The organism is Chelativorans petroleitrophicus (genome assembly GCF_025398195.1).
GTDB classification, from domain to species: Bacteria; Pseudomonadota; Alphaproteobacteria; order Rhizobiales; family Rhizobiaceae; genus Chelativorans; species Chelativorans petroleitrophicus.
In genome coordinates, this window is the sequence record NZ_JAODNV010000012.1 from 114,616 (window position 1) to 137,470 (window position 22,855).

Annotated in this window: 19 protein-coding genes and 1 pseudogene; 13 read left to right on the top strand and 7 right to left on the bottom strand. The window is 63.8% G+C overall.

What is annotated here, in order from left to right:
• The first annotated feature begins 149 nt into the window (after positions 1 to 149).
• From NYR54_RS12240 to gltX, 6 genes are all read left to right on the top strand, one after another.
• Entirely contained in the window at positions 150 to 1,529 is a 1,380-nt protein-coding gene (locus tag NYR54_RS12240) for a class II 3-deoxy-7-phosphoheptulonate synthase (protein WP_261515945.1), read from the top strand.
• A 257-nt stretch (positions 1,530 to 1,786) separates the two neighbouring features.
• On the top strand, positions 1,787 to 2,212 hold the full coding sequence (locus NYR54_RS12245) for a GFA family protein (RefSeq protein WP_261515946.1): 426 nt from the start codon (positions 1,787 to 1,789) through the stop codon (positions 2,210 to 2,212).
• A 17-nt stretch (positions 2,213 to 2,229) separates the two neighbouring features.
• Positions 2,230 to 2,826: a hemerythrin domain-containing protein gene (locus NYR54_RS12250; RefSeq protein ID WP_261515947.1), complete on the top strand. Its 597-nt coding sequence runs from the start codon at positions 2,230 to 2,232 to the stop codon at positions 2,824 to 2,826.
• Positions 2,827 to 2,871: 45 nt separating this feature from the next.
• Positions 2,872 to 4,548 carry an NAD+ synthase gene (locus NYR54_RS12255; protein ID WP_261515948.1) on the top strand — a complete coding sequence of 559 codons (1,677 nt, stop codon included), beginning with the start codon at positions 2,872 to 2,874 and terminating at the stop codon, positions 4,546 to 4,548.
• A gap of 33 nt (positions 4,549 to 4,581) precedes the next feature.
• The gene (locus tag NYR54_RS12260) at positions 4,582 to 5,817 is read left to right on the top strand and encodes an MFS transporter (protein WP_261515949.1); all 1,236 of its coding nucleotides are present in this window, start codon (positions 4,582 to 4,584) and stop codon (positions 5,815 to 5,817) included.
• Between the two features lie 5 nt (positions 5,818 to 5,822).
• Positions 5,823 to 7,193 (top strand): glutamate--tRNA ligase, encoded by a 1,371-nt coding sequence (gltX, locus tag NYR54_RS12265; RefSeq protein WP_261515950.1) that lies wholly within the window; start codon positions 5,823 to 5,825, stop codon positions 7,191 to 7,193.
• Between the two features lie 19 nt (positions 7,194 to 7,212).
• Here the strand turns inward: gltX and NYR54_RS12270 are convergent, their stop codons facing one another.
• The 4 genes from NYR54_RS12270 to dgcA all read right to left on the bottom strand — a co-directional run bounded on the left by NYR54_RS12270 (position 7,213) and on the right by dgcA (position 12,285).
• The gene (locus tag NYR54_RS12270) at positions 7,213 to 9,522 is read right to left on the bottom strand and encodes an NADP-dependent malic enzyme (RefSeq protein WP_261515951.1); all 2,310 of its coding nucleotides are present in this window, start codon (positions 9,520 to 9,522) and stop codon (positions 7,213 to 7,215) included.
• 43 nt (positions 9,523 to 9,565) lie between these two features.
• A complete protein-coding gene (locus tag NYR54_RS12275; protein WP_261515952.1) occupies positions 9,566 to 10,408 on the bottom strand; it encodes a fumarylacetoacetate hydrolase family protein in 843 nt (280 codons plus the stop codon).
• 50 nt (positions 10,409 to 10,458) lie between these two features.
• Positions 10,459 to 11,238 carry an SDR family oxidoreductase gene (locus NYR54_RS12280; RefSeq protein WP_261515953.1) on the bottom strand — a complete coding sequence of 260 codons (780 nt, stop codon included), beginning with the start codon at positions 11,236 to 11,238 and terminating at the stop codon, positions 10,459 to 10,461.
• A 63-nt stretch (positions 11,239 to 11,301) separates the two neighbouring features.
• A complete protein-coding gene (gene dgcA, locus NYR54_RS12285) occupies positions 11,302 to 12,285 on the bottom strand; it encodes an N-acetyl-D-Glu racemase DgcA (protein ID WP_261515954.1) in 984 nt (327 codons plus the stop codon).
• Positions 12,286 to 12,390: 105 nt separating this feature from the next.
• Between dgcA and NYR54_RS12290 the strand changes: the two genes are divergently transcribed.
• The 4 genes from NYR54_RS12290 (at position 12,391) to NYR54_RS12305 (ending at position 16,465) form a co-directional block, all read left to right on the top strand.
• Positions 12,391 to 13,575, top strand: coding sequence for an ABC transporter permease (locus NYR54_RS12290; protein WP_261515955.1), 1,185 nt, complete (start codon positions 12,391 to 12,393; stop codon positions 13,573 to 13,575).
• Positions 13,575 to 14,417, top strand: a complete 843-nt coding sequence (locus NYR54_RS12295) for an ABC transporter ATP-binding protein (protein ID WP_261515956.1) — start codon at positions 13,575 to 13,577, stop codon at positions 14,415 to 14,417. Before NYR54_RS12290 ends, NYR54_RS12295 begins: the two co-directional genes overlap by 1 nt.
• A gap of 2 nt (positions 14,418 to 14,419) precedes the next feature.
• The gene (locus NYR54_RS12300; protein WP_261515957.1) at positions 14,420 to 15,793 is read left to right on the top strand and encodes an MlaD family protein; all 1,374 of its coding nucleotides are present in this window, start codon (positions 14,420 to 14,422) and stop codon (positions 15,791 to 15,793) included.
• Positions 15,794 to 15,859: 66 nt separating this feature from the next.
• On the top strand, positions 15,860 to 16,465 hold the full coding sequence (locus NYR54_RS12305) for an ABC-type transport auxiliary lipoprotein family protein (RefSeq protein ID WP_261515958.1): 606 nt from the start codon (positions 15,860 to 15,862) through the stop codon (positions 16,463 to 16,465).
• A gap of 98 nt (positions 16,466 to 16,563) precedes the next feature.
• Here NYR54_RS12305 and glnA read toward each other — a convergent pair whose 3' ends face one another.
• Both glnA and NYR54_RS12315 read right to left on the bottom strand, forming a co-directional pair.
• Positions 16,564 to 17,973, bottom strand: coding sequence for a type I glutamate--ammonia ligase (gene glnA / locus NYR54_RS12310; RefSeq protein WP_261515959.1), 1,410 nt, complete (start codon positions 17,971 to 17,973; stop codon positions 16,564 to 16,566).
• Positions 17,974 to 18,027: 54 nt separating this feature from the next.
• A complete protein-coding gene (locus tag NYR54_RS12315) occupies positions 18,028 to 18,366 on the bottom strand; it encodes a P-II family nitrogen regulator (protein ID WP_261515960.1) in 339 nt (112 codons plus the stop codon).
• 308 nt (positions 18,367 to 18,674) lie between these two features.
• Between NYR54_RS12315 and NYR54_RS12320 the strand changes: the two genes are divergently transcribed.
• Complete coding sequence (locus tag NYR54_RS12320; protein WP_261515961.1) at positions 18,675 to 20,177, top strand: NAD(P)H-hydrate dehydratase; 1,503 nt, start codon at positions 18,675 to 18,677, stop codon at positions 20,175 to 20,177.
• On the opposite strand, the gene NYR54_RS12325 is transcribed toward NYR54_RS12320, so the two are convergent.
• On the bottom strand, positions 20,148 to 20,711 hold the full coding sequence (locus tag NYR54_RS12325) for a hypothetical protein (RefSeq protein WP_261515962.1): 564 nt from the start codon (positions 20,709 to 20,711) through the stop codon (positions 20,148 to 20,150). The genes NYR54_RS12320 and NYR54_RS12325 overlap by 30 nt on opposite strands.
• Positions 20,712 to 21,240: 529 nt before the next feature.
• Here NYR54_RS12325 and NYR54_RS12330 point away from each other — a divergent pair.
• Together NYR54_RS12330 and NYR54_RS12335 are read left to right on the top strand one after the other, a co-directional pair.
• Positions 21,241 to 21,438 (top strand): annotated as a pseudogene (locus NYR54_RS12330) (ATP-binding protein); the annotation flags it as partial.
• Between the two features lie 177 nt (positions 21,439 to 21,615).
• Positions 21,616 to 22,851, top strand: a complete 1,236-nt coding sequence (locus NYR54_RS12335; protein ID WP_261515963.1) for an ABC transporter substrate-binding protein — start codon at positions 21,616 to 21,618, stop codon at positions 22,849 to 22,851.
• Positions 22,852 to 22,855: the final 4 nt, after the last annotated feature.

The window sequence follows — 22,855 nt, forward strand, 5'->3', positions numbered from 1 at the left end:
TCAGACAGGCCGCGCGTGCGGTGACAGCAGAAGCATTATTCTGTCGTCTCCCGGGCATTTGCGGGGTAGTATCCTTCCCGGCCTTCCGCTAAATAGCCGCTTGCCGGCCGGTAAAGCCCGTGTCCGGGGGCAAGCCTATGGGTGTTGATATGACAAAATGGTCGCCGAATTCGTGGAGGAACAAGCCGATCAGCCAGGTTCCGGCTTATCCGGACCCTGCTGCGCTCGCCGAGGTCGAGGCGCGCATGGCGACCTATCCGCCGCTCGTTTTTGCGGGCGAGGCACGCAAGCTGAAGAAGGCGCTGGCCGCCGTCGCCAATGGCGAGGGCTTTCTGCTTCAGGGCGGCGACTGCGCCGAGAGCTTCGCCGAGCATGGCGCGGACAACATCCGTGACTTCTTCCGCGTCTTCCTTCAGATGGCCGTGGTCCTGACCTTCGCTGGCGCCCAGCCGGTGGTGAAAGTGGGCCGGATTGCCGGCCAGTTCGCCAAGCCGCGGTCTTCTCCGACCGAGGAGAAGGACGGCGTGGTGCTGGACTCCTATCGCGGCGACATCATCAACGGCATCGAGTTTACGGAAGCCTCACGCACGCCTGATCCGGCGCGCCAGGAAATGGCCTACCGGCAGTCGGCCGCTACGCTGAACCTGCTGCGCGCCTTTGCCCAGGGCGGCTATGCCAATCTGGAAAACGTGCACAAGTGGATGGTGAGCTTCATCTCCGACAGCCCGCAGGCGGAGCGCTACCGGGCGCTGGCCGACCGCATCACGGAGACGATGGACTTCATGCGGGCCATCGGGATTACCGCCGATACCCATCCTTCGCTGCGTGAGACGGATTTCTACACCAGCCATGAGGCGCTGCTTCTGGGCTACGAGGAGGCGCTGACGCGCATCGACTCGACCACCGGCGACTGGTACGCCACGTCCGGGCACATGATCTGGATCGGCGACCGCACGCGCCAGCCCGACCACGCCCATGTGGAGTACTGCCGCGGCGTGAAGAACCCGCTGGGGCTCAAGTGCGGGCCGTCGCTCGAGCCCGAGACGCTTATCCGGCTGATCGACATCCTCAACCCGCAGAACGAGCCGGGACGGCTGACGCTAATCGCCCGCTTCGGCGCGGAGAAGGTGGCCGATCACCTGCCGAAGCTCATCCGGGCGGTGGAGAAGGAAGGCCGCAAGGTGGTGTGGTCGTGCGACCCCATGCATGGCAACACGATTTCGCTCAACGGCTACAAGACGCGGCCCTTCGACCGCATCCTTTCGGAAGTTCAGACCTTCTTCGACGTGCATCGCGCCGAGGGGACGCATCCGGGCGGCATCCATATCGAGATGACGGGCAAGAACGTCACCGAATGCACCGGCGGCGCGCGCGCGATCTCGGCCGACGATCTGTCCAACCGCTACCACACCCATTGCGATCCGCGGCTCAATGCGGATCAGGCGCTGGAGCTTGCTTTCCTGGTGGCCGAGCTGCTCAAGAAGGATGCGGCTGCGCACAGCGAGAAAAGGGCAGCGGCGGCGGTGTAGGGCAGGTACAGGCCGCGCTGGGCTGCACTAGAACTTTGCCAAGGCCCGCTCAATGCGGGCCTTGCCGTGACTGCGGGTGCTTGCCTCGCCTCAAGTGAAGGGAAAGGTGTCTCGGGTGAGGGCCCTGCCTCGTGCTCCGGCGTGGTGCTCCGGCTTGTCCGATCCGCGATGCTGATCGCTTTGTTCAAATCTTTTGCGGTGTTGGCAAGCCTTCCTCGTGCCATGATGGATCAGGTGGCCGGAGGCGGAGGTGACGAATGGATGAGATCAGGACTGGCGGCTGTCTATGCGGCGCGGTGCGGTATCGTGTGAAGGGTGCCCTGCGCGGCATCGTTTACTGCCATTGCTCGCAGTGCCGCAAGCAGACGGGCCATTTCTATGCCGCAACGAACGCTGCCGACGAGCAGCTTACGGTGGAAGGGGCGGACAATCTCACCTGGTATGCGGCGTCGGATTTCGCTAGGCGGGGCTTTTGCAGCAGGTGCGGATCGGCGCTGTTCTGGAAGCGCAACGGCGCGAGTGTCACTTCGTTTCTCGCAGGTAGCCTGGATCAGCCGAGCGGGCTTGCGGGCGAGGCGCATATCTTCGTGGCCGACAAGGGCGACTATTATGAGATCGATGACGGGCTGCCGCAGTTCTCCCGCTCGAGGCCGGATGTTCCCGTTGCCGGTGATGCCGGCTGATCTGCTGGAAGGGATGAATGACCGAGCTTCCGAACGACTTTCTGCTTGAAAACCGGAAAGGGCTGCCGCCCGACCTGCGTTTTCTCGTGGAGAAATATCCGCGCGAGATCTGGGACGGACATGCCAATCTGGGCGACACGGCCCGGTTCTGGTTGCAGCGGCACGACATGTTCCGCGAACTGGGCGGCATGCTTCAGGCGAGCGTGGGAGACTACCGGGAGGGGCGGTTGTCGCCCGCCGATTTCTCGCGCTGGTTCGCGCCGCGGCTGCGCTTCTTCCTGCATCAGCTTCACGGCCATCACCAGATCGAGGATCTGCACTATTTCCCCATTTTCGCGGAGGCGGAACGGCGGCTGAAGCGCGGGTTCGACATTCTGGACAGCGACCATCATGTGATCCACGAGGCGCTGGAGCGCAACGCCGAGAAGGGGCGCGAATTCCTGCTTGCCCTGCAGCAGAATGCCGACAGACAGCGTTTTGCGGCCGACGCCTATGCGGACGAGAACGAGCGGCTGATCCACATGCTGACCCGGCACCTTTACGACGAGGAGGACCTGATCATTCCAGTCATCCTCGACCGGGGCGAGGGACCGCTGGGTCTTTCGGGCTACTGACCGGTCATTCTTGCCAGGCCGCGGGTCGCGGGCTACAGGAGCGCCATGAACGCTGCACCTGACGTCTTTCGCATCGCCGTTGCCCAGCTCAACCCGATTGTCGGCGACATCGCGGGCAACCTCGCCAAGGCGCGCGAGACCCGCACCGAAGCCGCTCGGCAGGGGGCCGACCTCGTGCTCTTTACCGAGCTGTTCATCTCCGGCTATCCGCCGGAGGACCTCATTCTGAAACCCGCCTTCCTGACGGCTTGCGAGGCGGCGGTGAACGCCTTCGCGGCCGAGACGTCCGATGGTGGCCCCGGCGTCATCATCGGAACGCCGCTCAAGCGCGACAGCGGCGTTCATAATTCCGTAGTTGTGCTCGACGGCGGGAAGGTAATCGCCGAGCGCCACAAGCTCGACCTGCCCAATTACGGCGAGTTCGATGAGAAGCGCGTTTTCCAGCCCGGGCCGGGATTGCCGGGACCAGTGAACTTCCGCGGCATCCGGCTGGGCATCCCCATCTGCGAGGACATCTGGGGGCAGATGGATGTCTGCGAGACGCTGGCCGAATCGGGCGCGGAGATCCTGCTGGTGCCCAACGGCTCGCCCTATTATCGCGGCAAGGTGGAGGTGCGTCATCAGGTGGCGATCAGGCAGGTCATCGAAAGCGGCCTGCCGATCATCTACGCCAATATGCTGGGCGGGCAGGACGAGCTGGTTTTCGACGGCGCGTCCTTCGCCATTCATGCCGACAAGTCGCTCGCCTTTCAGATGAGCCAGTTCGAGGAGGCTCAGGCCGTCACCACCTGGCAGAGGCGAGGCGAAAGCTGGGTGTGCTCGGACGGGCCGATGGCCATCATCCCAGAGAAAGAGGAGGCGGACTACCGCGCCTGCATGCTTGGCCTGCGCGACTATGTGAACAAGAACGGGTTCAGCAGTGTCGTTCTCGGCCTTTCAGGCGGCGTGGATTCGGCGCTCTGCGCCGCCCTTGCCGTGGACGCGCTGGGCAAGGAGCGGGTGAGGGCGGTCATGATGCCTTACAGCTACACATCCAAGGAGTCCCTGCAGGATGCGGAGGCCTGCGCCCGCGCGCTCGGCTGCCGCTACGACATCGTTCCGATCTTCGAGCCTGTGGAAGGCTTCATGAGTACGCTCAAGCCCCTTTTCGAGGGGACGGAGCCGGGAATTACAGAAGAAAACCTGCAGAGCAGGGCGCGCGGCACGCTTCTGATGGCGATTTCCAACAAGTTCGGCGCCATGGTCATCACCACCGGCAACAAGTCGGAAATGTCGGTGGGCTACGCGACCCTCTACGGCGACATGAACGGCGGCTTCAACCCGATCAAGGACCTCTACAAGATGCAGGTCTACGCGCTCTGCCGCTGGCGCAACGCCAATGTGCCGCCCGGCGCGCTCGGACCTTCGGGCGAGGTGATCCCGGCGAACATCATCGAAAAGGCGCCGTCCGCGGAACTGCGCGAGAACCAGACGGACCAGGACTCGCTACCGCCCTATCCGGTGCTCGACGAAATCCTCGAATGCCTGGTCGAAAACGAGATGGGCGTGGACGAGATCGTGGCGCGGGGTTTCGATCGCGAGCTGGTGCATCGGGTCGAGCATCTGCTTTATGTGGCTGAATACAAGCGCAGACAGGCCGCACCCGGCGTGAAGATCACGAAGAAGAATTTTGGCCGCGACCGGCGGTATCCCATTACGAACAGGTTCCGGGACCGCAGCTAGCCACCCGCCCCTGGAGCCCGAAGGAAGCAGAACATGCCGTTTCTCCAATTCCTGCGCGAGAACGCACGCTGGGTTGCGGGCGGCTTTCTGCTCACCTTCTTCTCGTCCTTCGGCCAGACGTTCTTCATCTCCATTTCGGCGGGGAACATCCGGGCGGAATACGGCCTTTCCCACGGCGATTTCGGAATGATCTACATGCTGGCAACGCTTGCCAGCGCCTTCACGCTCACGCGTCTGGGGCAGATCGTGGACCGCCATTCCGTGCGCACCGTCACCCTGATCACGGTGCCCATGCTGGCACTTGCCTGCGTCTTCATGGCCCTTTCGCAGTCGATCCTGTTTCTCTGTCTTACCATCTATCTCTTGCGGCTGTTCGGCCAGGGCATGATGACGCAAAACGCGTTCACCGCCATGGGGCGGTGGTTTGCCGCCCAGCGCGGGCGCGCGGTTTCCATCACCACGCTCGGCCACAATGCGGGCGAAGCCCTGTTTCCGCTGACCTTCGTGACGGTGGCCGGCCTGCTCGGATGGCGCAACGGATGGCTGCTTGGCGCCATGGTTCTTCTTGCGGTCGCGCTGCCGGTGATCGCGGCCTTGATGGCGGTGGAGCGCAAGCCGCGCTCCACCGACCCGCAGGCGCGCGTGACGACGAGCCGCGACTGGACGAGGGCGGAAGTCGTCCGCGATCCGCTGTTCTATGCGCTGCTCATGGGCGTGATGGCGCCGGGCTTCATCGGCACGACCATCGCGTTCCATCAGGTTTACCTGGTGGAGATTCGCGGCTGGGAACTGCAGATTTTCGCTTCGGCCTTCACCGTCTCCGCCGCAGCGACCGTCATTTCCGCCCTGGTCAGCGGTCAGCTTATCGACCGCTTCTCGGCCGTGGGCACGCTGCCAGCCTTTCTGCTGCCGCTGGCGCTCGCCTGCTTCGTGCTTGCCTCCTTCGAGGGGCAGTGGAGCGTTTTTGTCTTCATGGGGCTGCTGGGGCTTTCCAACGGTTTTTCCTCCACGCTGATGGGCGCACTGTGGCCGGAAATCTACGGTACACGGCACCTTGGGGCCGTGCGCGCTATGATCGTGGCGGTGATGGTGCTGGCGACGGCGCTGGGGCCGGGCCTCACCGGCTATCTGATCGACATCGGCGTGTCCTATCCGTTGCAGATCGCCGCCATGGGGGTCTACTGCATCGGCGCAGCCACTCTGATGCTCGCGGTTTCTCGGCGGCTTGCTGCCCGCGCCTTGCAAAGCCTGGAAGCCTCGGCTAGCTGAAGCCCATGAGTGTGACCGTCCGCTTCGCACCGTCTCCGACGGGGCAGATTCACATCGGCAATGCCCGTACGGCACTGTTCAACTGGCTGTTCGCGAAAAAGGCGGGCGGCCGCTTCGTGCTGCGCTTTGACGACACGGATCAGGAACGTTCCCGCAGGGAATATGCGGACCAGATCGAGGCGGACCTTAGCTGGCTTGGCATCAAGCCGGACCTTGTCGTGCGACAGTCCGAACGCTTTGCGCTCTACGATCGCGCGGTGGAAAAGCTCAAGGAAGCGGGGCTGCTCTACCCCTGCTACGAGACGGCGGAAGAGCTGGAGCTGCGCCGCAAGATCAGGCTCTCGCGCCGCCTGCCGCCGGTCTATGGGCGCGAGGCGCTGAAGCTTACTGAGGAGGAAAAGGCAAGATTCGAGGCCGAAGGGCGCAAGCCCCATTGGCGCTTCCTGTTGCCCAATTTCGATGACGATCCATTCGCGCCGCAGCGCACCGAGATCAAGTGGAACGACATCGTGCGCGGGCAGCAGACTGTGGACCTTGCCTCCATGTCCGATCCTGTTCTGGTGCGGGAGGACGGTACGTTCCTCTACACGCTGCCCTCGGTGGTGGACGATATCGAGCTTGGCATCACGCACATCATCCGCGGCGACGACCATGTGACGAATACGGGCGCGCAGATCGCGCTTTTCCAGGCTCTGGGCGCAGAGGCCCCGGCCTTCGGCCATCACAATCTGCTCACCACCGCGACGGGCGAGGGACTTTCCAAGCGGACCGGATCGCTTTCGATTGCCAGCCTCAGGGAAACCGGCGTGGAGCCGATGGCGGTGGCGTCCCTTGCGGTGCTTATCGGCACGTCCGAGGCTGTGACCGCCTGCCGCGATATGGACGAGCTGGCGTCGCGTTTCGATCCGGCTTCGAGCTCGAAGTCCGCCGCGAAGTTCGATCCCGCCGAGCTTCAGATGCTGAGCCGGAGCCTTATCCATTCCATGCCTTTTGAGGAGGCTAGACCCCGTCTGCAGGAACTGGGGATCAAGGGGCGGCAGGCCGAAGCGTTCTGGAACGTCGTGCGCGGCAATATCGACAAGGTTCCGGATGCCGCGTTCTGGTGGAAGGTGGTGCGGGAAGGGCCGGAGCGCCCCGCGCTTTCGGCTGAAGACGGCGCCTTCGTGAACGCGGCCCTCGACCTTCTGCCACCCGAGCCGTGGGACCGCGGCACCTTTGCCGCGTGGACGGATCGCGTGAAGGCCAAAACAGGCCGCAAGGGCAGGGCGCTTTTCAAGCCGCTGCGGCTTGCTCTGACGGGCCTGGAGGCGGGGCCTGAACTTGCGGACCTTCTGCCTCTGATAGGGCGGGAAGGCGTTCTGTCCCGGCGGCCATAGGGACCGTCGGTATCCGACCCTAATCGTTTGCCGCAACAAGTGGGGGTGTCTGACTCTGCAGGGCCTCGACGGCGGCGAAGGCTGTCATGTTCACCACGCCCCGGGACGTAACGGAAGGCGAAAGGATATGCGCGGGGCGCGCAGCACCGAGCAGGATGGGGCCCACATGAAGCGCATCTGTCATCGCCTTTACCGTGGTGAGGGTGATGTTTGCCGCGTCAAGGTTCGGGAAGACCAGGAGGTTGGCCTCTCCCTTCAAAACCGAGTGGGGGTAGATGCGCTGGCGCAGATCCTCCGACAGCGCTGCATCGCCGTGCATTTCGCCGTCGGCCATCAGGTCGGGCGCAATCTCGCGGAGGATCGAGACCGCGCGGCGCATCTTCAGCGCGCTCTTGGAATCGCGCGACCCGAAATCGGAGTGGGAAAGCAGCGCCGCCTTGGGCTCGATGCCGAAGCGGCGAATTTTCTCCGCGGCCAGCACCGTCATCTCGGCAATTTCCTCCGCCGACGGATCGACCGATACGTAAGTGTCGGTCAGGAAGATGGCGCCCTGCTGCATGATCAGCATGGACAGGGCCGACAGGTCCTTCACGCCCTGGCGGCGCCCAATGATGGCGTCCACATAGCGTAGATGCCGCTCGAAGCGGCCTTCCAGCCCGCAGATCATGGCGTCGGCCTCGCCCCGCATGATCGCCAGGGCGGCAATGACCGTGGTGTTGGTACGCACCAGCGTGCGCGCCGTCTCCGTCGTCACGCCGCGCCGGCCGGCAATGCGGATGAGCAAGTCCACATAGGCGCGGTAGCGCGGATCGTCCTCCGGATTGATGATCTCGAAATCCTTGTCCGGCCTGATCTTGAGGCCGTAGCGCTTGAGCCGCGTCTCCACCACATGTGGACGCCCGATGATGATGGGCTGCGCGAGACCTTCCTCAAGCACCACCTGGGCCGCGCGAAGCACGCGCTCGTCCTCGCCGTCCGCGTAGATGACCCGCTTCTGCCCCGCCTGCTTGGCAGCCGAAAAGACCGGCTTCATCACGAGGCCCGAGCGGAAGACAAAGCGGTTGAGCCGGTCGAGATAGGCCTCCATGTCCTCGATCGGCCTGGTCGCCACACCCGAATCCATGGCGGCCTTCGCCACCGCCGGGGCAATGCGAAGGATCAGCCGCTGATCGAAGGCCGACGGGATGAGGTAGTCGGGCCCGAACACGGGCGCCTCGTCCGACAGGGCGCGGGCGGCGATGTCCGAAGGCTCTTCCCGGGCGAGGTCGGCGATGGCGCGCACCGCCGCGAGCTTCATTTCCTCATTGATGGCGGTCGCGCCGACGTCTAGGGCACCGCGGAAGATATAGGGGAAGCACAGGACGTTGTTGACCTGGTTTGGATAGTCCGAGCGCCCGGTGCAGATCATGGCATCAGGGCGCGCCTGGCGCGCGATCTCGGGCATGATCTCTGGGACGGGATTGGCGAGCGCCAGGATCAGTGGGCGTTCGGCCATCGTCTCCAGCATTTCGGGCTTCAGCACGCCGCCCGCCGAAAGGCCGAGGAAAACATCTGCGCCGTCAATCACCTCGGAGAGCATGCGCGCCGCCGTGTCCTTGACATAGGGTTCCTTCCAGCGGTCCATCTCCTCGGTGCGGCCGCGATAGACGACGCCGTGGCGGTCCGTCACCCAGATGTTCTCGGCTCTGGCACCGAGGGATACGAGCAGGTTGAGGCAGGCGAGGGCTGCCGCGCCGGCGCCGGACGTGACGATCTTGGCCGTCGCGATGTCCTTTCCGGCCAGCTCCAGCCCGTTAAGCACCGCGGCCGCCACGATGATCGCCGTGCCGTGCTGATCGTCGTGGAAGACGGGTATGTTCATGCGGCACTTGAGGCGTTCTTCGACCTCGAAGCACTCGGGCGCCTTGATATCCTCGAGGTTGATTCCGCCGAAGGTGGGCTCGAGCGCCGCGATGGTTTCCACCATGCGGTCGACGTCCGGCGCGTCGATCTCCACGTCAAAGACGTTGATGCCGGCGAATTTCTTGAAGAGTACGGCCTTGCCCTCCATCACCGGCTTGGAGGCAAGTGGCCCGATATTGCCGAGGCCGAGAACGGCGGAGCCGTTGGACACGACGCCGACGAGATTGGCGCGCGAGGTGTATTCAGCGGCAAGCCGCGGGTCCTCGTGGATCGCGAGGCAGGGCGCGGCGACACCGGGCGAATAGGCAAGCGCCAGATCGCGCTGGTTGCCGATCGATTTGGTGGGCTGGATCTCCAGCTTTCCCGGGACGGGATAGCGATGGAAGAAAAGGGCGGCTTCGTCGAGATCCGAACGTTTGTCCGTCACGGTTTCCTGCCCCGGCTGGCGCCGCCCATTTCACTCACCCCTGTTACCGTTCGACGACGCGCTGACGCTGCTCGCCAAGCCCTGTAATGCCGAGCCGCATTTCGTCTCCGGCCTTCAGGTAGACCGGCGGCTTCATGCCCATTCCCACTCCCGGCGGCGTGCCGGTGGTAATCACGTCACCCGGCTCCAGCACCATGAAGCGCGACAGGTAGGAGATGATGTGCGCGACGGAGAAGATCATCGTCTTCGTGTTGCCGTTCTGACGGCGCTCGCCATTGACGTCGAGGAACATGTCGAGGTTCTGCGGGTCCGGCACCTCGTCCGCCGTGACGATCCAGGGGCCAAGGGGGCCGAAGGTGGGTGCGCTCTTGCCCTTGATCCACTGGCCGCCGCGTTCGGCCTGATATTCGCGCTCAGACACATCATTGCAGACGGCGTAGCCGAAAACCTTGGAGAGTGCGTCCTTCTCCTCCACGTAGTCGCAGCGCTCGCCGATAATCACGGCAAGCTCCACCTCCCAATCGGTTTTCACCGAGCCCTTGGGGAGCATCACATCGTCATTGGGACCTGAAAGGCAGCTTGGCGCCTTGGAGAAGACGACGGGCTCGCTGGGAATGGGCATGCCGGATTCGGCCGCGTGGTCGGCATAGTTGAGGCCGATGGCGATGAAATGCCCGGTTCGGGAGATCGGCGCGCCGATGCGGGTTGCGGCCGGCACCTCGGGCAGGGAGCCGATTTCGGCAGAGGCGAGGATGCGCAGGAGCGCGGGCGAGATGGTTTCCGGCGAGAAATCGGAGACCAGGGAGGAAACGTCCCTGATGGTGCCGTCACTGTGGAGGACGGCGGGCTTTTCCGCGCCCTTGTTGCCAAAACGCAAGAGTTTCAAGTTCTTTCTCCTCTCAGGACCTTGGCCGCCACATGCGGTCGTGCTGATTCTCAGAAGGCACTCGGGAAAAGGCCGCCATCAAGCCGGATACTCTGGCCCGTGATGTAGCCGGCATGGACCGAGCACAGGAAGGCGCAGGTGCGGCCGAACTCCTCCGGCGTGCCGAAGCGGCGGGCGGGGATTTCGGCTGCCTGCTGCCGGGTGCGTTCCTCGATCGAAACCCCGGCCTTTTCGGCGCCGACACGGATGTTGTCGCGCAGCCGGTCCGTCTCGAACTTGCCCGGCAGAAGATTGTTGATCGTGACATTGCTGGCGGCCACCTGCCGCGCCACACCGGCGAGGAACGAGGTGAGCCCCGCCCGCGCCCCGGATGACAGGTCGAGGCCGAACATCGGCATGTAGACGGAAAGCGAGGTAATGTTGACGATGCGGCCGAAGCCGCGGCGCATCATGCCGTCCACCGTGGCCTGAATGAGCTCGAGCGGCGTGACCATGTTCTGCTCGATGCCCTTGAGGATATCGGCACGCGAAAGGGTGCGGAAATCCCGAAGCGGCGGACCGGCGTTGTTGTTGACGAGAATGTCCGGCTCCGGGCAGGCGGCAAGCAGCGCCTTCTGCCCGTCGGCGGTGGAAACGTCGGCGGCAACCTCGGTCACCTGAACGCCGAACCGGTCGCGGATTTCCTCGGCCGTCCGTTTCAACGGGTCCGGATCACGGCCGTTTACGACGAGATTGCAGCCCGCCTCCGCCAGCGCCATGGCGCAGCCGCGGCCAAGACCCCGGCTCGACGCACAGACGATAGCACTCCTACCCTTGATGCCCAAATCCATGAGCTTCTCCTTCGCGCATCGTCTACCCGTCCGCGCCACGCCTGGCAAGCGGCGCTGGCCTGCTCATCCCCACAAGGCGGGTTCGGGCGGCGAGACGGTAGCACCATCATAAGTAAGGCCTGGCACGCGGTCGCGCGCAAGCAGCAGCGGCCCGTCCAGATCGACGAAATCCGCATCCTGGGCAAGCAGCACGGCAGGCGCCATCGCAAGCGAGGTTCCGACCATGCTTCCGACCATGATGGAAAAGCCTTTGGCGCGCGCCCTGTCCCGCAGGATGAGGGCTTCCGTGAGTCCCCCGGTCTTGTCCAGCTTGATGTTGACGGCATCGTACAGGCCCGCGAGCCTGTCGAGATCTTCGGTGACATGCACGCTCTCGTCGGCACAGATAGGGACCGGATGCGGGATTTCCGAAAGGATAGCGTCCTTGCCGGCAGGCAGCGGCTGCTCGATCAGCTCAACACGGCAGGCGGCCGCGGCGCGAAGGTTTTCTTCCAGATTGGCCTCGGTCCAGCCCTCATTGGCGTCCACGATGAGGCGGCTTTGAGGCGCGGCGGCGGCCACGGTGCGCATACGGGCGGCATCGTCTTCGGCGCCGACCTTGATCTTCAGGAGCGGACGGGCGGCATGCGCGCGCGCCTGGGCGGCCATTTCCTCCGGTGTGCCGAGAGAGATGGTCTGGGCCGTCACCAACGCCCGGGGGGACCTGCTGCCGATCATGTCCGCGACGCGCTCGCCCCTAAGCTTCGCTTCGAGATCCCATAACGCACAGTCGAGCGCGTTGCGGGCGGCCCCAGCGGGCATTCTCTCTTGAAGCTCCTGCCTGTCCATTCCCCGGGAAATCTCGGCGCGAATTGCCTCGATCTGTTCGAGCACGCTTTGCACCGACTCGCCATAGCGCGTATAGGGCACACATTCACCGCGTCCGCGCACCTTCCCTTGCGAGATTGTGCAGGTGACGACCTCGGCCGCGGTCTTGGCACCGCGTGCGATTCGGAAGACGCCGGCAATGGGAAAGTTTTCGGTCTCGACGATCAGTTCGCGCGACATGATGCCCTCGTGGAAGGCCGCGGGAGTGCGGCCGTTGAAGCTATACAACGCTTTTACGTGCGGCCCCGTTTGCTTCTCAGCCGCTTCGCTCTAAGGATATTGGCCATGTTGTTCAAGGCATCGAGGCTGAGCGGCGGGTCGGCAGCGCTTCCGGGAGCGTCGCTGCCGCGCGTGGAGCTTCAGGAAGAAGACGGGTTCATCACATACCGCCTTTCCGGCGACTGGACGACGCGCACCGCCGGTGTGATCGACCGGCACATGCGCGATCTCCTGAAGAAAGAGGCGAAGCGCGTTCATATCGATCTTGGTGATGTCCGGCAACTCGATACCGCCGGGGCATGGCTCGTGGCGCGGCTCGTCTTCGAACAGCGGCGGCGCGGGGCCGAAGTGGAGCTGACGGGCGAGTCGGAAGCGGCGCGCATCCTGCTTGACGCTGTCGCGCCCACGGCCGAACAGCCCGACATACCGCGCAAAACCCACAGCGACGGCTGGATCTCGCGCGCTCTGGCCGCGGTCGGCCGCTCGGTCTACGACATCCGCGACGACCTGCTCTATGGCTTTCACATCCTGGGCGCCACCATCAGCGGGGCGCAGATGAAGCTTGGCCGCAGGAACTCGGTCAATCCGGCCGCGATCGCGAGCCAGATCGACCGCATGGGGGTGGGGGCGGTGCCCATCATCGTGCTCATGTCGGCGATCGTGGGTGCGATCATCGCTCAGCAGGGTGCTTTCCAGCTCCGCTATTTCGGCGCAGAAATCTTCGTTGTGGATCTGGTGGGCATCCTGATCCTGCGCGAGCTGGGCGTGCTCATGACGGCCATCATGATCGCGGGCCGCTCCGGCAGCGCGATCACGGCCGAGATCGGCTCGATGAAAATGCGCGAGGAGGTGGATGCACTTACCGTCATCGGCCTCAATCCTGTCGGCGTGCTGGTCTTCCCGCGGCTCGTGGCGCTCGTGGTTGCGCTGCCGTGCCTCACCATCGTTGCAAACGGCGCGGCGCTGGGCGGCGCCATGCTGATAGCCTGGTGGTACTCCGGCATTCCTCCGAGCGCCTTTATCGACCGGCTGCGCGGCGCGATCGATCTGACCAGCATCTTCGCCGGCCTCATCAAGGCGCCGTTCATGGCGATGATCATCGGCATCATCGCTTCCGTGGAGGGAATGAAAGTCGGCGGAAGCGCGGAATCCCTCGGCCGGCGTGTCACCGCGTCCGTGGTCAAGGCGATCTTCATCGTAATCGTGGTCGACGGACTGTTTGCCATATTCTACGCAGCGATTGACTTCTGATGGCGACGGCTGAGGAAGACCAGACCGAAGCTCCGCGCGCGGCGGAGACGGAGAACGGCAGAGAAATCGTCCTGTCGGCGGAGGGCGTTACCGTACGCTTCGGCACGACGACGGTTCTGGAGAACCTGTCGCTCGACGTCTATCGCGGCGAAATACTCGGCTTTGTCGGGGCTTCCGGATCGGGGAAATCCGTTCTGCTGAGGACGATCCTGGGGCTTGTGCGCAAGCAAGCGGGCACGATCCGCATGTTCGGACGGGATCTGGCGGAACTCGACGATGCGGAACGGATGCTGATCGACATGCGCCAGGGCGTCCTGTTCCAGCACGGCGCGCTGTTTTCCGCGCTGACGGTGCTCGAGAACGTGCAGGTGCCCATGCGGGAATATATCGATCTGCCGAAGAAGCTAATGGATGAGTTGGCGCTTCTGAAGATCGAGCTCGTGGGTCTGCCGCGGGAGGCGGCCAACAAATTTCCGTCGGAACTATCGGGAGGCATGATCAAGCGCGCCGCGCTTGCACGCGCGCTTGCGCTCGATCCCGATATCGTTTTCCTCGATGAGCCGACCTCCGGCCTCGACCCGATCGGCGCTGCCGAATTTGACGAGCTGGTGGCCAAAATGCGCGATACCATGGGACTTACCGTTTACATGGTGACACACGATCTCGACAGCCTGCTTACCGTGTGCGACCGCATTGCGGTTCTGGGAAAGAAGCGGGTTCTGGTCCACGGCACCGTGGAAGACATGATGAAGAGCGAGGAGCCTTGGGTAAAATCCTACTTCCGGGGCAAACGCGCCCGGCAGGTGGTGCGGCCGGCGGCTCGGATGAAAGAAGATAGCTAGCGATGGAAACAAAGGCGAATTACGTCGTCGTCGGGGCGTTCACCCTTCTCGCAATCCTTGCCGCCTTCGGTTTCATCTACTGGACGTCGGGCGTGGGCGAACGTGGCGAGATGGCGCCCCTTCGTTTTCACATTCCAGGTTCAGCTTCCGGCCTAAGCAGGGGAAGCGCCGTGCTTTTCAACGGCGTGCGGGTCGGCGAAATCGAGCGCGTCTATCTCAATCCGAGCAACCCGAGCATTGCCATTGCCGATGCCATGGTGGACCGGCTGACCCCGATCACGCGGTCCACGCGCGCCGATGTGGGCCTCGCCGGCCTGACGGGCCAGGCCAATATCGAGCTCAGGGGCGGCGATCCTTCAGAGCCTAATCTGCTTGACGTTGCGGAAGAGCAGGACACGGTTGCGGAGATCGTTGCCAGTCCCTCGGCCGTCAGCAATCTGCTCCAGACAGCGCAAAGCCTGCTCACGCGCGCCGATTCGATACTCGACGAACTGGACGGCTTTGTCACGGAAGCGCGGGGGCCGCTGGTGGAGACGATCCGCAATATCGAGACCTTCACCAATGCGCTGGGCCACAACGCGGAAGGGATCGATGCTTTCCTCGCGAGCGTGGGCAATCTCTCGGATACCGTTGCCCGGGTTTCCGGCCGGCTTGATTCGACGCTTGCCGCCGCCGAGGAACTGATCACCGCGGTGGACCGCGATCGCATTGCGAAAATTGTGGAAAACGTGGACGGGTTTACACAGCGCCTGAACCAGTCGAGCGAGCGGTTCGAGACGATCGCTTCCGGTGTGGATGAGGCGGTGCAATCGCTCGGCTCCTTTTCGCAGCGCGCCAACGAGACGCTGGCGCGCGTCGACCGCATCCTGGAGGAGGTGGAGCCTGAATCTGTGGGAACGGCGGTGCGCAATTTCGAGGAAGCGAGCACCGCCATCAATCGCGCGTCCACGGACATCGCCCGGGTGAGCGAGACCATCGGCGCCCGCACGGAAGATATCGACCGGTTCATCACCGAGGCGCGGGAGCTTGCAAGCCGGCTCAATGCCGCCTCCGTGCGCGTGGATGGTGTCCTGGCGAAGGTCGACGGCCTGCTTGCCTCGGGCGACGGGGAAAGCCTGTTTGCGGAGGCGAGCGAGACGCTCAGGGCCTACCGGCAGGTGGCCGATACCTTGAACGCGCGGATCGGCACCATCACCGAAGGCCTGTCGCGTTTTTCCGATCAGGGCCTGCGGAACATGGAGGCGCTCGTCAGGGACGCCCGGCGCTCCATCTCGCGCATCGAGCGGGCGGTCAGCGAGTTCGAGCAGAATCCGCAGCGCATCATCACGGGCGGGGACGGCACGATCCGCCAGTACGACGGCCGGGTGCGACGTTGACAAGCCTGTGCCGCGCCCGCAAGAAGTAAGTCTTTCGGCGGAGCCGATCCGCTTTTCGGGAGAGGGATGGCTGTGAAAACTGCTCGTTATGGGGTGGCGGTTCTTGCGCTGTTGCTCAGCGGATGCGCTGCCATTCCGGGTTTCGGGCCACGGCCGGTGGATGCCTACGATCTGCGCGTGCCCCCACCTTCCTCACAGGGCCCCCGCATTTCGCGCGCTCAGCTTCTGGTGCCGGAACCGGCTGCCATCGCGCTATTCGACGGCGAGAACATTGCCATACGGCGGGCGGACGGGGCCCTGCAGGTGCTGAGAGGCGCGCGCTGGTCCGACCGACTGCCACGGCTCGTGCAGGACGAGCTGGTGAAGGCCTATCAGCAGTCCGGCCGTGTCGGCGGCGTGGGGCGGCCCGGCGAGGGGTTGGCGATCGATTACCAGATCATCGTTGACATCCGCGCCTTCGAGGTGCGCGTCGGCAGCGGCAGCGATCACGCCCATGTGGAGCTATTCGTCCGCATTCTCGACGATCGCAACGGCACCGTTCGTGCTTCGCGCGGCTTTGCCGCTTCGGTACCGATAACGGGCGAGGGCAGTCAGGCGCTTGTCGCCGCTCTGGACCAAGCTTTCGGGCTCGTCACAAACCAAATCGTGGACTGGTCGCTCGGCGTTATCTGACGACCGCTACCCGCCAAGCAAAAGCGCCGGTTCCTCTCATGAATCGGCCCCGGAGCGGAACTCCGGGGCCTTGGTCTTCCAGACTGATCTTCGGGACGTCAGACCGAATAGTACATGTCGAATTCGACCGGGTGCGGCGTCATTTCGAAGCGCAGAACCTCGGCCATCTTCAGCTCGATATAGGCGTCGATCTGGTCATCGTCGAACACGCCGCCCGCTTTCAGGAAGGCGCGATCCTTGTCGAGGCTCATCAGCGCCTCGCGCAACGACCCGCAGACGGTCGGCACCTTCTTCAGCTCCTTCGGCGGCAGGTCGTAGAGGTCCTTGTCCATGGCCTGGCCGGGATGGATCTTGTTCTTGATGCCGTCGATGCCCGCCATCAGCATGGCCGCGAAGCCGAGATACGGGTTGGCGGCCGGGTCGGGGAAGCGCACTTCCACGCGCTTGGCCTTCGGCGAGGAGCCGAAGGGAATGCGGCAGGAGGCCGAGCGGTTGCGCGCCGAGTAGGCGAGCAGCACCGGCGCCTCGAAGCCTGGCACCAGACGCTTGTAGGAGTTCGTGGTCGGGTTGGTGAAGGCGTTGAGCGCTTTGGCATGCTTGATGATACCGCCGATGTAGTAGAGGCAGGTTTCCGACAGGCCAGCATACTCGTTGCCGGCGAAGGTGGGCTTGCCTTCCTTCCAGATGGACTGGTGCACGTGCATGCCCGAACCGTTGTCGCCATAGATGGGCTTGGGCATGAAGGTTGCCGTCTTGCCGTAGGCGTTGGCCACCTGGTGCACGACATACTTGTAGATCTGCATCTTGTCGGCGTTGCGCACCATCGTATCGAACTTGATGCCGAGCTCGTGCTGGGCAGCACCCACTTCGTGGTGATGCTTCTCGACCGTGACGCCCATCTCTGCCAGGACGGAGAGCATCTCGGAGCGCATGTCCTGCGCGGAATCCACGGGCGGGACGGGGAAATAGCCGCCCTTGACGCGCGGACGGTGGCCGAGGTTGCCGGTCTCGTAGTCGGTATCGTCGTTGGACGGCAGTTCGGTCGAATCCAGCTTGAAGCCGGTGTTGTAGGGATCAGCCTTGTATTTCACGTCGTCGAAGACAAAGAACTCGGCTTCAGGGCCGAAATAGGCGGCGTCGCCAATGCCTTCGGCGCGCAGATAGGCCTCCGCCTTCTTGGCCGTACCGCGCGGGTCGCGGTTGTAGGATTCACCCGACACCGGATCCAGGATGTCGCAGATGATGGCCATCGTGGACTGCGCGAAGAAGGGGTCCATATGGGCCGATTCCGTGTCCGGCATCAGGACCATGTCGGATTCGTTGATGGCCTTCCAGCCGGCGATGGACGAGCCGTCGAACATCACGCCGTCGGCGAACATGTCCTCATCGACCGCGCTTGCGTCCATGGTCACGTGCTGGAGCTTGCCCTTCGGATCGGTAAAGCGCAGATCGACGAACTTCACCTCCTCGTCCTTGATCCGCTTCAAAAGGTCCTGTGCTGTCGTCATTTCTCTACAACCCCTGTGTATGACAATTTTCTAGCAACCGGTTTCGGGCGCGCCTCACACGGCATCCGGGCCTGTCTCGCCGGTACGGATGCGGATGACCTCTTCGATATTGGTGACAAAGATCTTCCCGTCGCCAATCCGGCCCGTTTGGGCAGCCTTTCGGATCGCTTCGATGGCGGGCTCGACCATCTCGTCGGCAAGCACCACCTCGATCTTCACCTTGGGTAGGAAATCAACGACATATTCCGCGCCGCGATAGAGTTCGGTGTGCCCCTTCTGACGCCCGAAGCCCTTCGCCTCAGTGACAGTGATGCCCTGAAGCCCGACCTCCTGGAGCGCTTCCTTCACCTCGTCGAGCTTGAACGGTTTGATGATCGCCTCGATCTTCTTCATGTTTCGGCGGCCTCCGATTGCTTGAAAAGCGGGGCCCGCCCCGCTTCGCCTTCTGGTATGCAGGAACCATGCCAACCGGCCACAAGGGAACCGGTGGCAGGTTTTGCCGCTGCTTTTGCCCCTGCGGCTGCAGGGTGGCGCACAGGACCGGCCATCAGACAGTCGAACCCACAAGAAGCCCAAGCGCGGCAGAACCACAGTAATCTATGATTACAAAATGTGCACCCTGCAAAAGAAATAGGCAATCGGTGTCTCCGTTTACGAAGGCTCGCAGCCGGGCCAATATGCGCGATGGGGAGAGACGAACGATGCACGAAATTCTGACGCCGGAAGAAATGGGCCGGGCCGACCGCCTGGCCGTTGAAACCGGAGGCTTCGAGAGCTTCCGCCTGATGCTGAACGCCGGTGCAGCGGTGGCGGCGGAAGTGCTGGCGCGCTTCCCTGATGCCGCCGGCTACGATGTTTTGTGCGGGCCGGGCAACAATGGCGGTGACGGTTATGTGATCGCGCGGCTTCTGCGCGAGCGGGGCCTCGATGTGAACCTATGGCGCACAGAAGCGCCGCGGCCAGGGTCGGACGCCGCGCGGGCGGCGGAGGAATGTCCGGTGGAGGCCCGGCCGCTCGATGCTTTCGAGCCGCGGCAGGGCAGGGTGATGATCGATGCCCTGTTCGGCGCGGGTCTTGCGAGACCCGTCGAGGGCATTTACGCCGTCGTTCTCGAAAAAGCGTCGGCGGCAAAGGCACGGGTGGTCGGGGTCGACCTTCCCTCTGGTGTATCGGGCGACAGCGGCGCGATTTTGGGTACTGCGATCGCGGCGGAGCTTACCGTCACCTTCTTCCGCAAGAAGCCAGGGCATCTGCTTTATCCAGGCAGGGCTCTTTGCGGGGAGACCGTGGTGGCCGATATCGGCATCGGCGAGGCGGTCCTTGAGACCATCCGGCCGCACTGTCGCGAAAATCACCCGGCGATCTGGGCTACGCTGCTGCCCCGGCCCGAGGCGGATACGCACAAATACCGTCGCGGCCATGTGGCCGTATTTTCGGGCGGGCCTTCCGCCACCGGCGCGGCGCGGCTTGCTGCGCGCGGCGCGCTGCGCATCGGAGCGGGCGCGGTGACCGTGCTTTCGCCGGCGGCCGCGATGGCGGTCAACGCCATGCACCTGACCGCCATCATGCTGAGGCGTGTGGAGGAGGCTGAGGAGCTTGCCGCCTTCCAGCACGAGCGGGTACCGCAGGCCTATGTGTTCGGTCCGGCCTTCGGGGTGGGAGAGAAGGCATGCGCTTTTGTGGAGACTCTTTTGCGCCCGCGCGAGGAGGTACCTGCCGCAAGCCTGGTGCTGGATGCGGACGGCATCACGAGTTTCGCCGACTCTCGGGATCGGCTGTTCGAGGCGGTGAAGGCGAGCGGCGGGGATGTCGTGCTGACGCCGCATTTGGGCGAGTTTAAGCGCCTGTTCCCCGACCTTGCCGCGGACGGGCGGTCCAAGCTGGAGATGGCGCGTGAGGCTGCCCGCATGAGCGGGGCGATTGTGCTCTTGAAAGGTCCGGATACGGTGATCGCCGCACCGGACGGCGAGACGGTCATCAACGCGAACGGTACGCCCTATCTCGCCACGGCAGGCTCCGGTGACGTGCTTGCCGGGATGATCGCCGGGCTTTTGGGGCAGGGCATGCCCGCCTTCGCGGCAGCCTGCGCCGCCGTCTACCTGCACGCGGAGGCGGGAAGAGCCTTCGGCCCCGGCCTTATCGCCGAGGATCTGCCCGAGGCACTGCCGGCGGTGCTACGGGCGCGGTTCGCGGAGGAGCATTGATGGCGGGTGCTCTTCCACCCTCCACTGCCGCGTGATCCGCAGCGACCAGTGCTCTCCCTGGGCGCGCCACAGGGCGGAGACGATCTCCTCGACAAAGCGGATGCGGCCCAGCACGAGCGTCGGATTGCGTTCGGCTCCCGCATAGATGATCTCGACTTCCGACCGGCCGTCGCGCAGCATGCTCACGACCTTCTCCAGATCGGCAAGCGCGGAATTCGTCAGCTTGATGCTTCCCGGCCGGAAGGTCTCGTCCCAGAGCCTGAGCTGCATGGGATCAAGCGCCGCACCGAAAAGGAGAACCGACATTTCGTCGGAAACCCGCACCACGACCGGATTCGGCGTCGTCGATTTGTAGGGAGCAGGAAGATCGAGCCTCACCACGATGCGGGTGTCCGGTTTTGCCGCGCATTCGACCGTATAGCGGCCGTTTTCATTGGTCGTGACATCCAGGCCCATGCCGGCATGAACGCGCGCGCCGGAGATGCCGGGCTCGTTGGCGTCGAGAACGCCGTTCCGGTTCAGATCGTTGTACACGGCGCCTTCAAGCCGCACGCAGGGTGCGGCATAAGAGACGCCTCCGAGCAGCGGCAGAACGGCTATCAGGCTTGTGAGCGCCCGGATGATGGTTTTTGCGGGTAAAGGCAGGCAATTCCGAGTGCTTTCTTTGCCGACGAAAGATCGCCGCACACGCTGCAGGAAAGACGATACAATCCATCCGCGTGTCGGTAGAAGGCTCGGGTGATCCGTTACTCCTGCGGAGTTCTGCTCTACTCTACCTTGCGGTGAGGGAGGGGCTGCCGCCGTTCGCCGTTTCGTCGTCATTGCCAAGACACGGGCGAGGAAAAACGGGGTGGCCGGCCCAGGAATTGCAATCGCGGCCGGTGTCGCCGCATCTGGTCTTGCCTTATCCCGGTGCCGTGGACATCGATCGCACTTCCTCGACAACGCCAGTTTCCGGCCTACCGGCAGCCGCGCGCCGCCTGCGAAGCGTATCGGCGAAAACGGCCCACCAAGACACTATGAGCCGTATGGCAGCAGCTATGACGCTGGTCACCAGAAAGAGGCCAGCCGCTACGAGCGCGGCTCGACCCTGATCACCAGCAATCTGCCCTTCGATGAATGGACCGAGACCTTCGGCTCCGAGCGCCTCACCGGCGCACTGCTCGACCGGCTGACCCACCACGTCAGCATCCTCGAGATGAACGGCGAGAGCTATCGCCTCGCCAACAGCACTGCCCGAAAGCGGCAACAAAAGTCCTGAGATCAGATCGCTCGTTTTGGCCCAAAGAGGCCAATGCGCCATGGCACGCGCCAGCTATTGGTAAGCGCGCGCGCCATGGCGCAGGCCACTGCCACCTGGCCTGGTTTTGCGCCGCCGCGTGGCCGGATTTTGCACCGCCGTTGACACGTTCAGGGAGGAATTTCCATGAAACATCGAATGAGAACTCTCACGGCATCGACGGTCCTTGCGCTCGGCCTGGTCTCCGGCCAGGCCCTTGCCGAAGAACTACGCTTCACGGTCTGGACGGGCAGCGAAGCGCATCTGAAGATGCTCAACGAGATCGCCGAGAGCTTCAAGGCCACGCATCCGGACGTCACCGTCCGTTTCGAGACCATTCCCGCAGCCGACTACACGCAGAAGCTCACCTTCCAGCTCGCCGGCGGCAACCCGCCGGATCTCGGCTGGATGATGGAAGATGCGGCCCCCACCTTTGCCGCTGCCGGCGTTCTGATGGATCTGGGGTCGACCCTTCGCTCGGCCGAAGGCTACGACTTTGCCGATTATTCGGAGCCGGCACTCGGCCTATGGGTCGATGGCGAGGCCGTCTATGGCGTGCCTTTCTCCACGTCGCCCTTCATGATCTACTTCAACAAGACCCTGTTCGACGAGGCAGGGCTGGAAGATCCGCTGCAGCTTGCGGCCGCCGGCAAATGGAACATGGACACGTTCCAGGACGTCGCCAAGACGATTAAGGAAAAGACCGGCAAGTGGGGCTTCGAGTTCAAGGATGGGCAGGGTTACGACTCGCGCATCATGCACGCTCTCATGCCGCCGATCAGGGCTTATGGCGGCGACGTCTGGGCCAACGGCGAATGCGGCTTCGATAAGCCGGAGGCGATTGCCGCCGTCCAGCAGCTCCACGACATGGTCTTCAAGGATAAGTCCATCGTGCCGCCGGGCGAGCAGGGCGACTATTTCTCCGGTTCCTCCGCAATGACCATCAACCAGATCTCGCGTGCCTCGAAGATGCCGGAAGCGGGCTTCGACTGGGGTATCGCGCCGCTGCCTTCGGGGCCGGCGGGCGAGTCACCGGTGATTGGGCAGGCGGCGATCGTGGTTTTCGAGCGCGGCGTGCAGAAGGAACTCGCCGCCGAGTTCGTTGCCCACATGACCAACAAGGAGAACGTGGCCAAGATGGCGCAGTTCTTCCCGCCCGCGCGCAAGTCGGTGCTGGACAGCGAGGCCTTCACGTCCGCCAATTCTCTCATTCCAGCGGAGCAGATGGCCTATGTGAGCGACGCGATCGCCAAAGGCAAGGTGCTGCCGAGCCATGAGAAGAGCCCGCAGATCCTTGCCGCCATGGCGCCCAAGGTGGACGCTCTCTGGAAGGCGGATGCGAACGTCGAGCAGGCGCTCGCCGACGTCTGCGCCGCCATCGAGCCGCTTCTGTAAGCGC

What these genes read in the sequence shown, in the direction of transcription:
- NYR54_RS12240 (WP_261515945.1), top strand. Translation starts at nt 150, where the DNA reads ATGACAAAATGGTCGCCGAATTCGTGGAGGAACAAGCCGATCAGCCAG.
- NYR54_RS12245 (WP_261515946.1), top strand. Translation starts at nt 1,787, where the DNA reads ATGGATGAGATCAGGACTGGCGGCTGTCTATGCGGCGCGGTGCGGTAT.
- NYR54_RS12250 (WP_261515947.1), top strand. Translation starts at nt 2,230, where the DNA reads ATGACCGAGCTTCCGAACGACTTTCTGCTTGAAAACCGGAAAGGGCTG.
- NYR54_RS12255 (WP_261515948.1), top strand. Translation starts at nt 2,872, where the DNA reads ATGAACGCTGCACCTGACGTCTTTCGCATCGCCGTTGCCCAGCTCAAC.
- NYR54_RS12260 (WP_261515949.1), top strand. Translation starts at nt 4,582, where the DNA reads ATGCCGTTTCTCCAATTCCTGCGCGAGAACGCACGCTGGGTTGCGGGC.
- gltX (WP_261515950.1), top strand. Translation starts at nt 5,823, where the DNA reads ATGAGTGTGACCGTCCGCTTCGCACCGTCTCCGACGGGGCAGATTCAC.
- NYR54_RS12280 (WP_261515953.1), bottom strand. Translation starts at nt 11,238, where the DNA reads ATGGATTTGGGCATCAAGGGTAGGAGTGCTATCGTCTGTGCGTCGAGC.
- dgcA (WP_261515954.1), bottom strand. Translation starts at nt 12,285, where the DNA reads ATGTCGCGCGAACTGATCGTCGAGACCGAAAACTTTCCCATTGCCGGC.
- NYR54_RS12290 (WP_261515955.1), top strand. Translation starts at nt 12,391, where the DNA reads ATGTTGTTCAAGGCATCGAGGCTGAGCGGCGGGTCGGCAGCGCTTCCG.
- NYR54_RS12295 (WP_261515956.1), top strand. Translation starts at nt 13,575, where the DNA reads ATGGCGACGGCTGAGGAAGACCAGACCGAAGCTCCGCGCGCGGCGGAG.
- NYR54_RS12300 (WP_261515957.1), top strand. Translation starts at nt 14,420, where the DNA reads ATGGAAACAAAGGCGAATTACGTCGTCGTCGGGGCGTTCACCCTTCTC.
- NYR54_RS12305 (WP_261515958.1), top strand. Translation starts at nt 15,860, where the DNA reads ATGGCTGTGAAAACTGCTCGTTATGGGGTGGCGGTTCTTGCGCTGTTG.
- glnA (WP_261515959.1), bottom strand. Translation starts at nt 17,973, where the DNA reads ATGACGACAGCACAGGACCTTTTGAAGCGGATCAAGGACGAGGAGGTG.
- NYR54_RS12315 (WP_261515960.1), bottom strand. Translation starts at nt 18,366, where the DNA reads ATGAAGAAGATCGAGGCGATCATCAAACCGTTCAAGCTCGACGAGGTG.
- NYR54_RS12320 (WP_261515961.1), top strand. Translation starts at nt 18,675, where the DNA reads ATGCACGAAATTCTGACGCCGGAAGAAATGGGCCGGGCCGACCGCCTG.
- NYR54_RS12335 (WP_261515963.1), top strand. Translation starts at nt 21,616, where the DNA reads ATGAGAACTCTCACGGCATCGACGGTCCTTGCGCTCGGCCTGGTCTCC.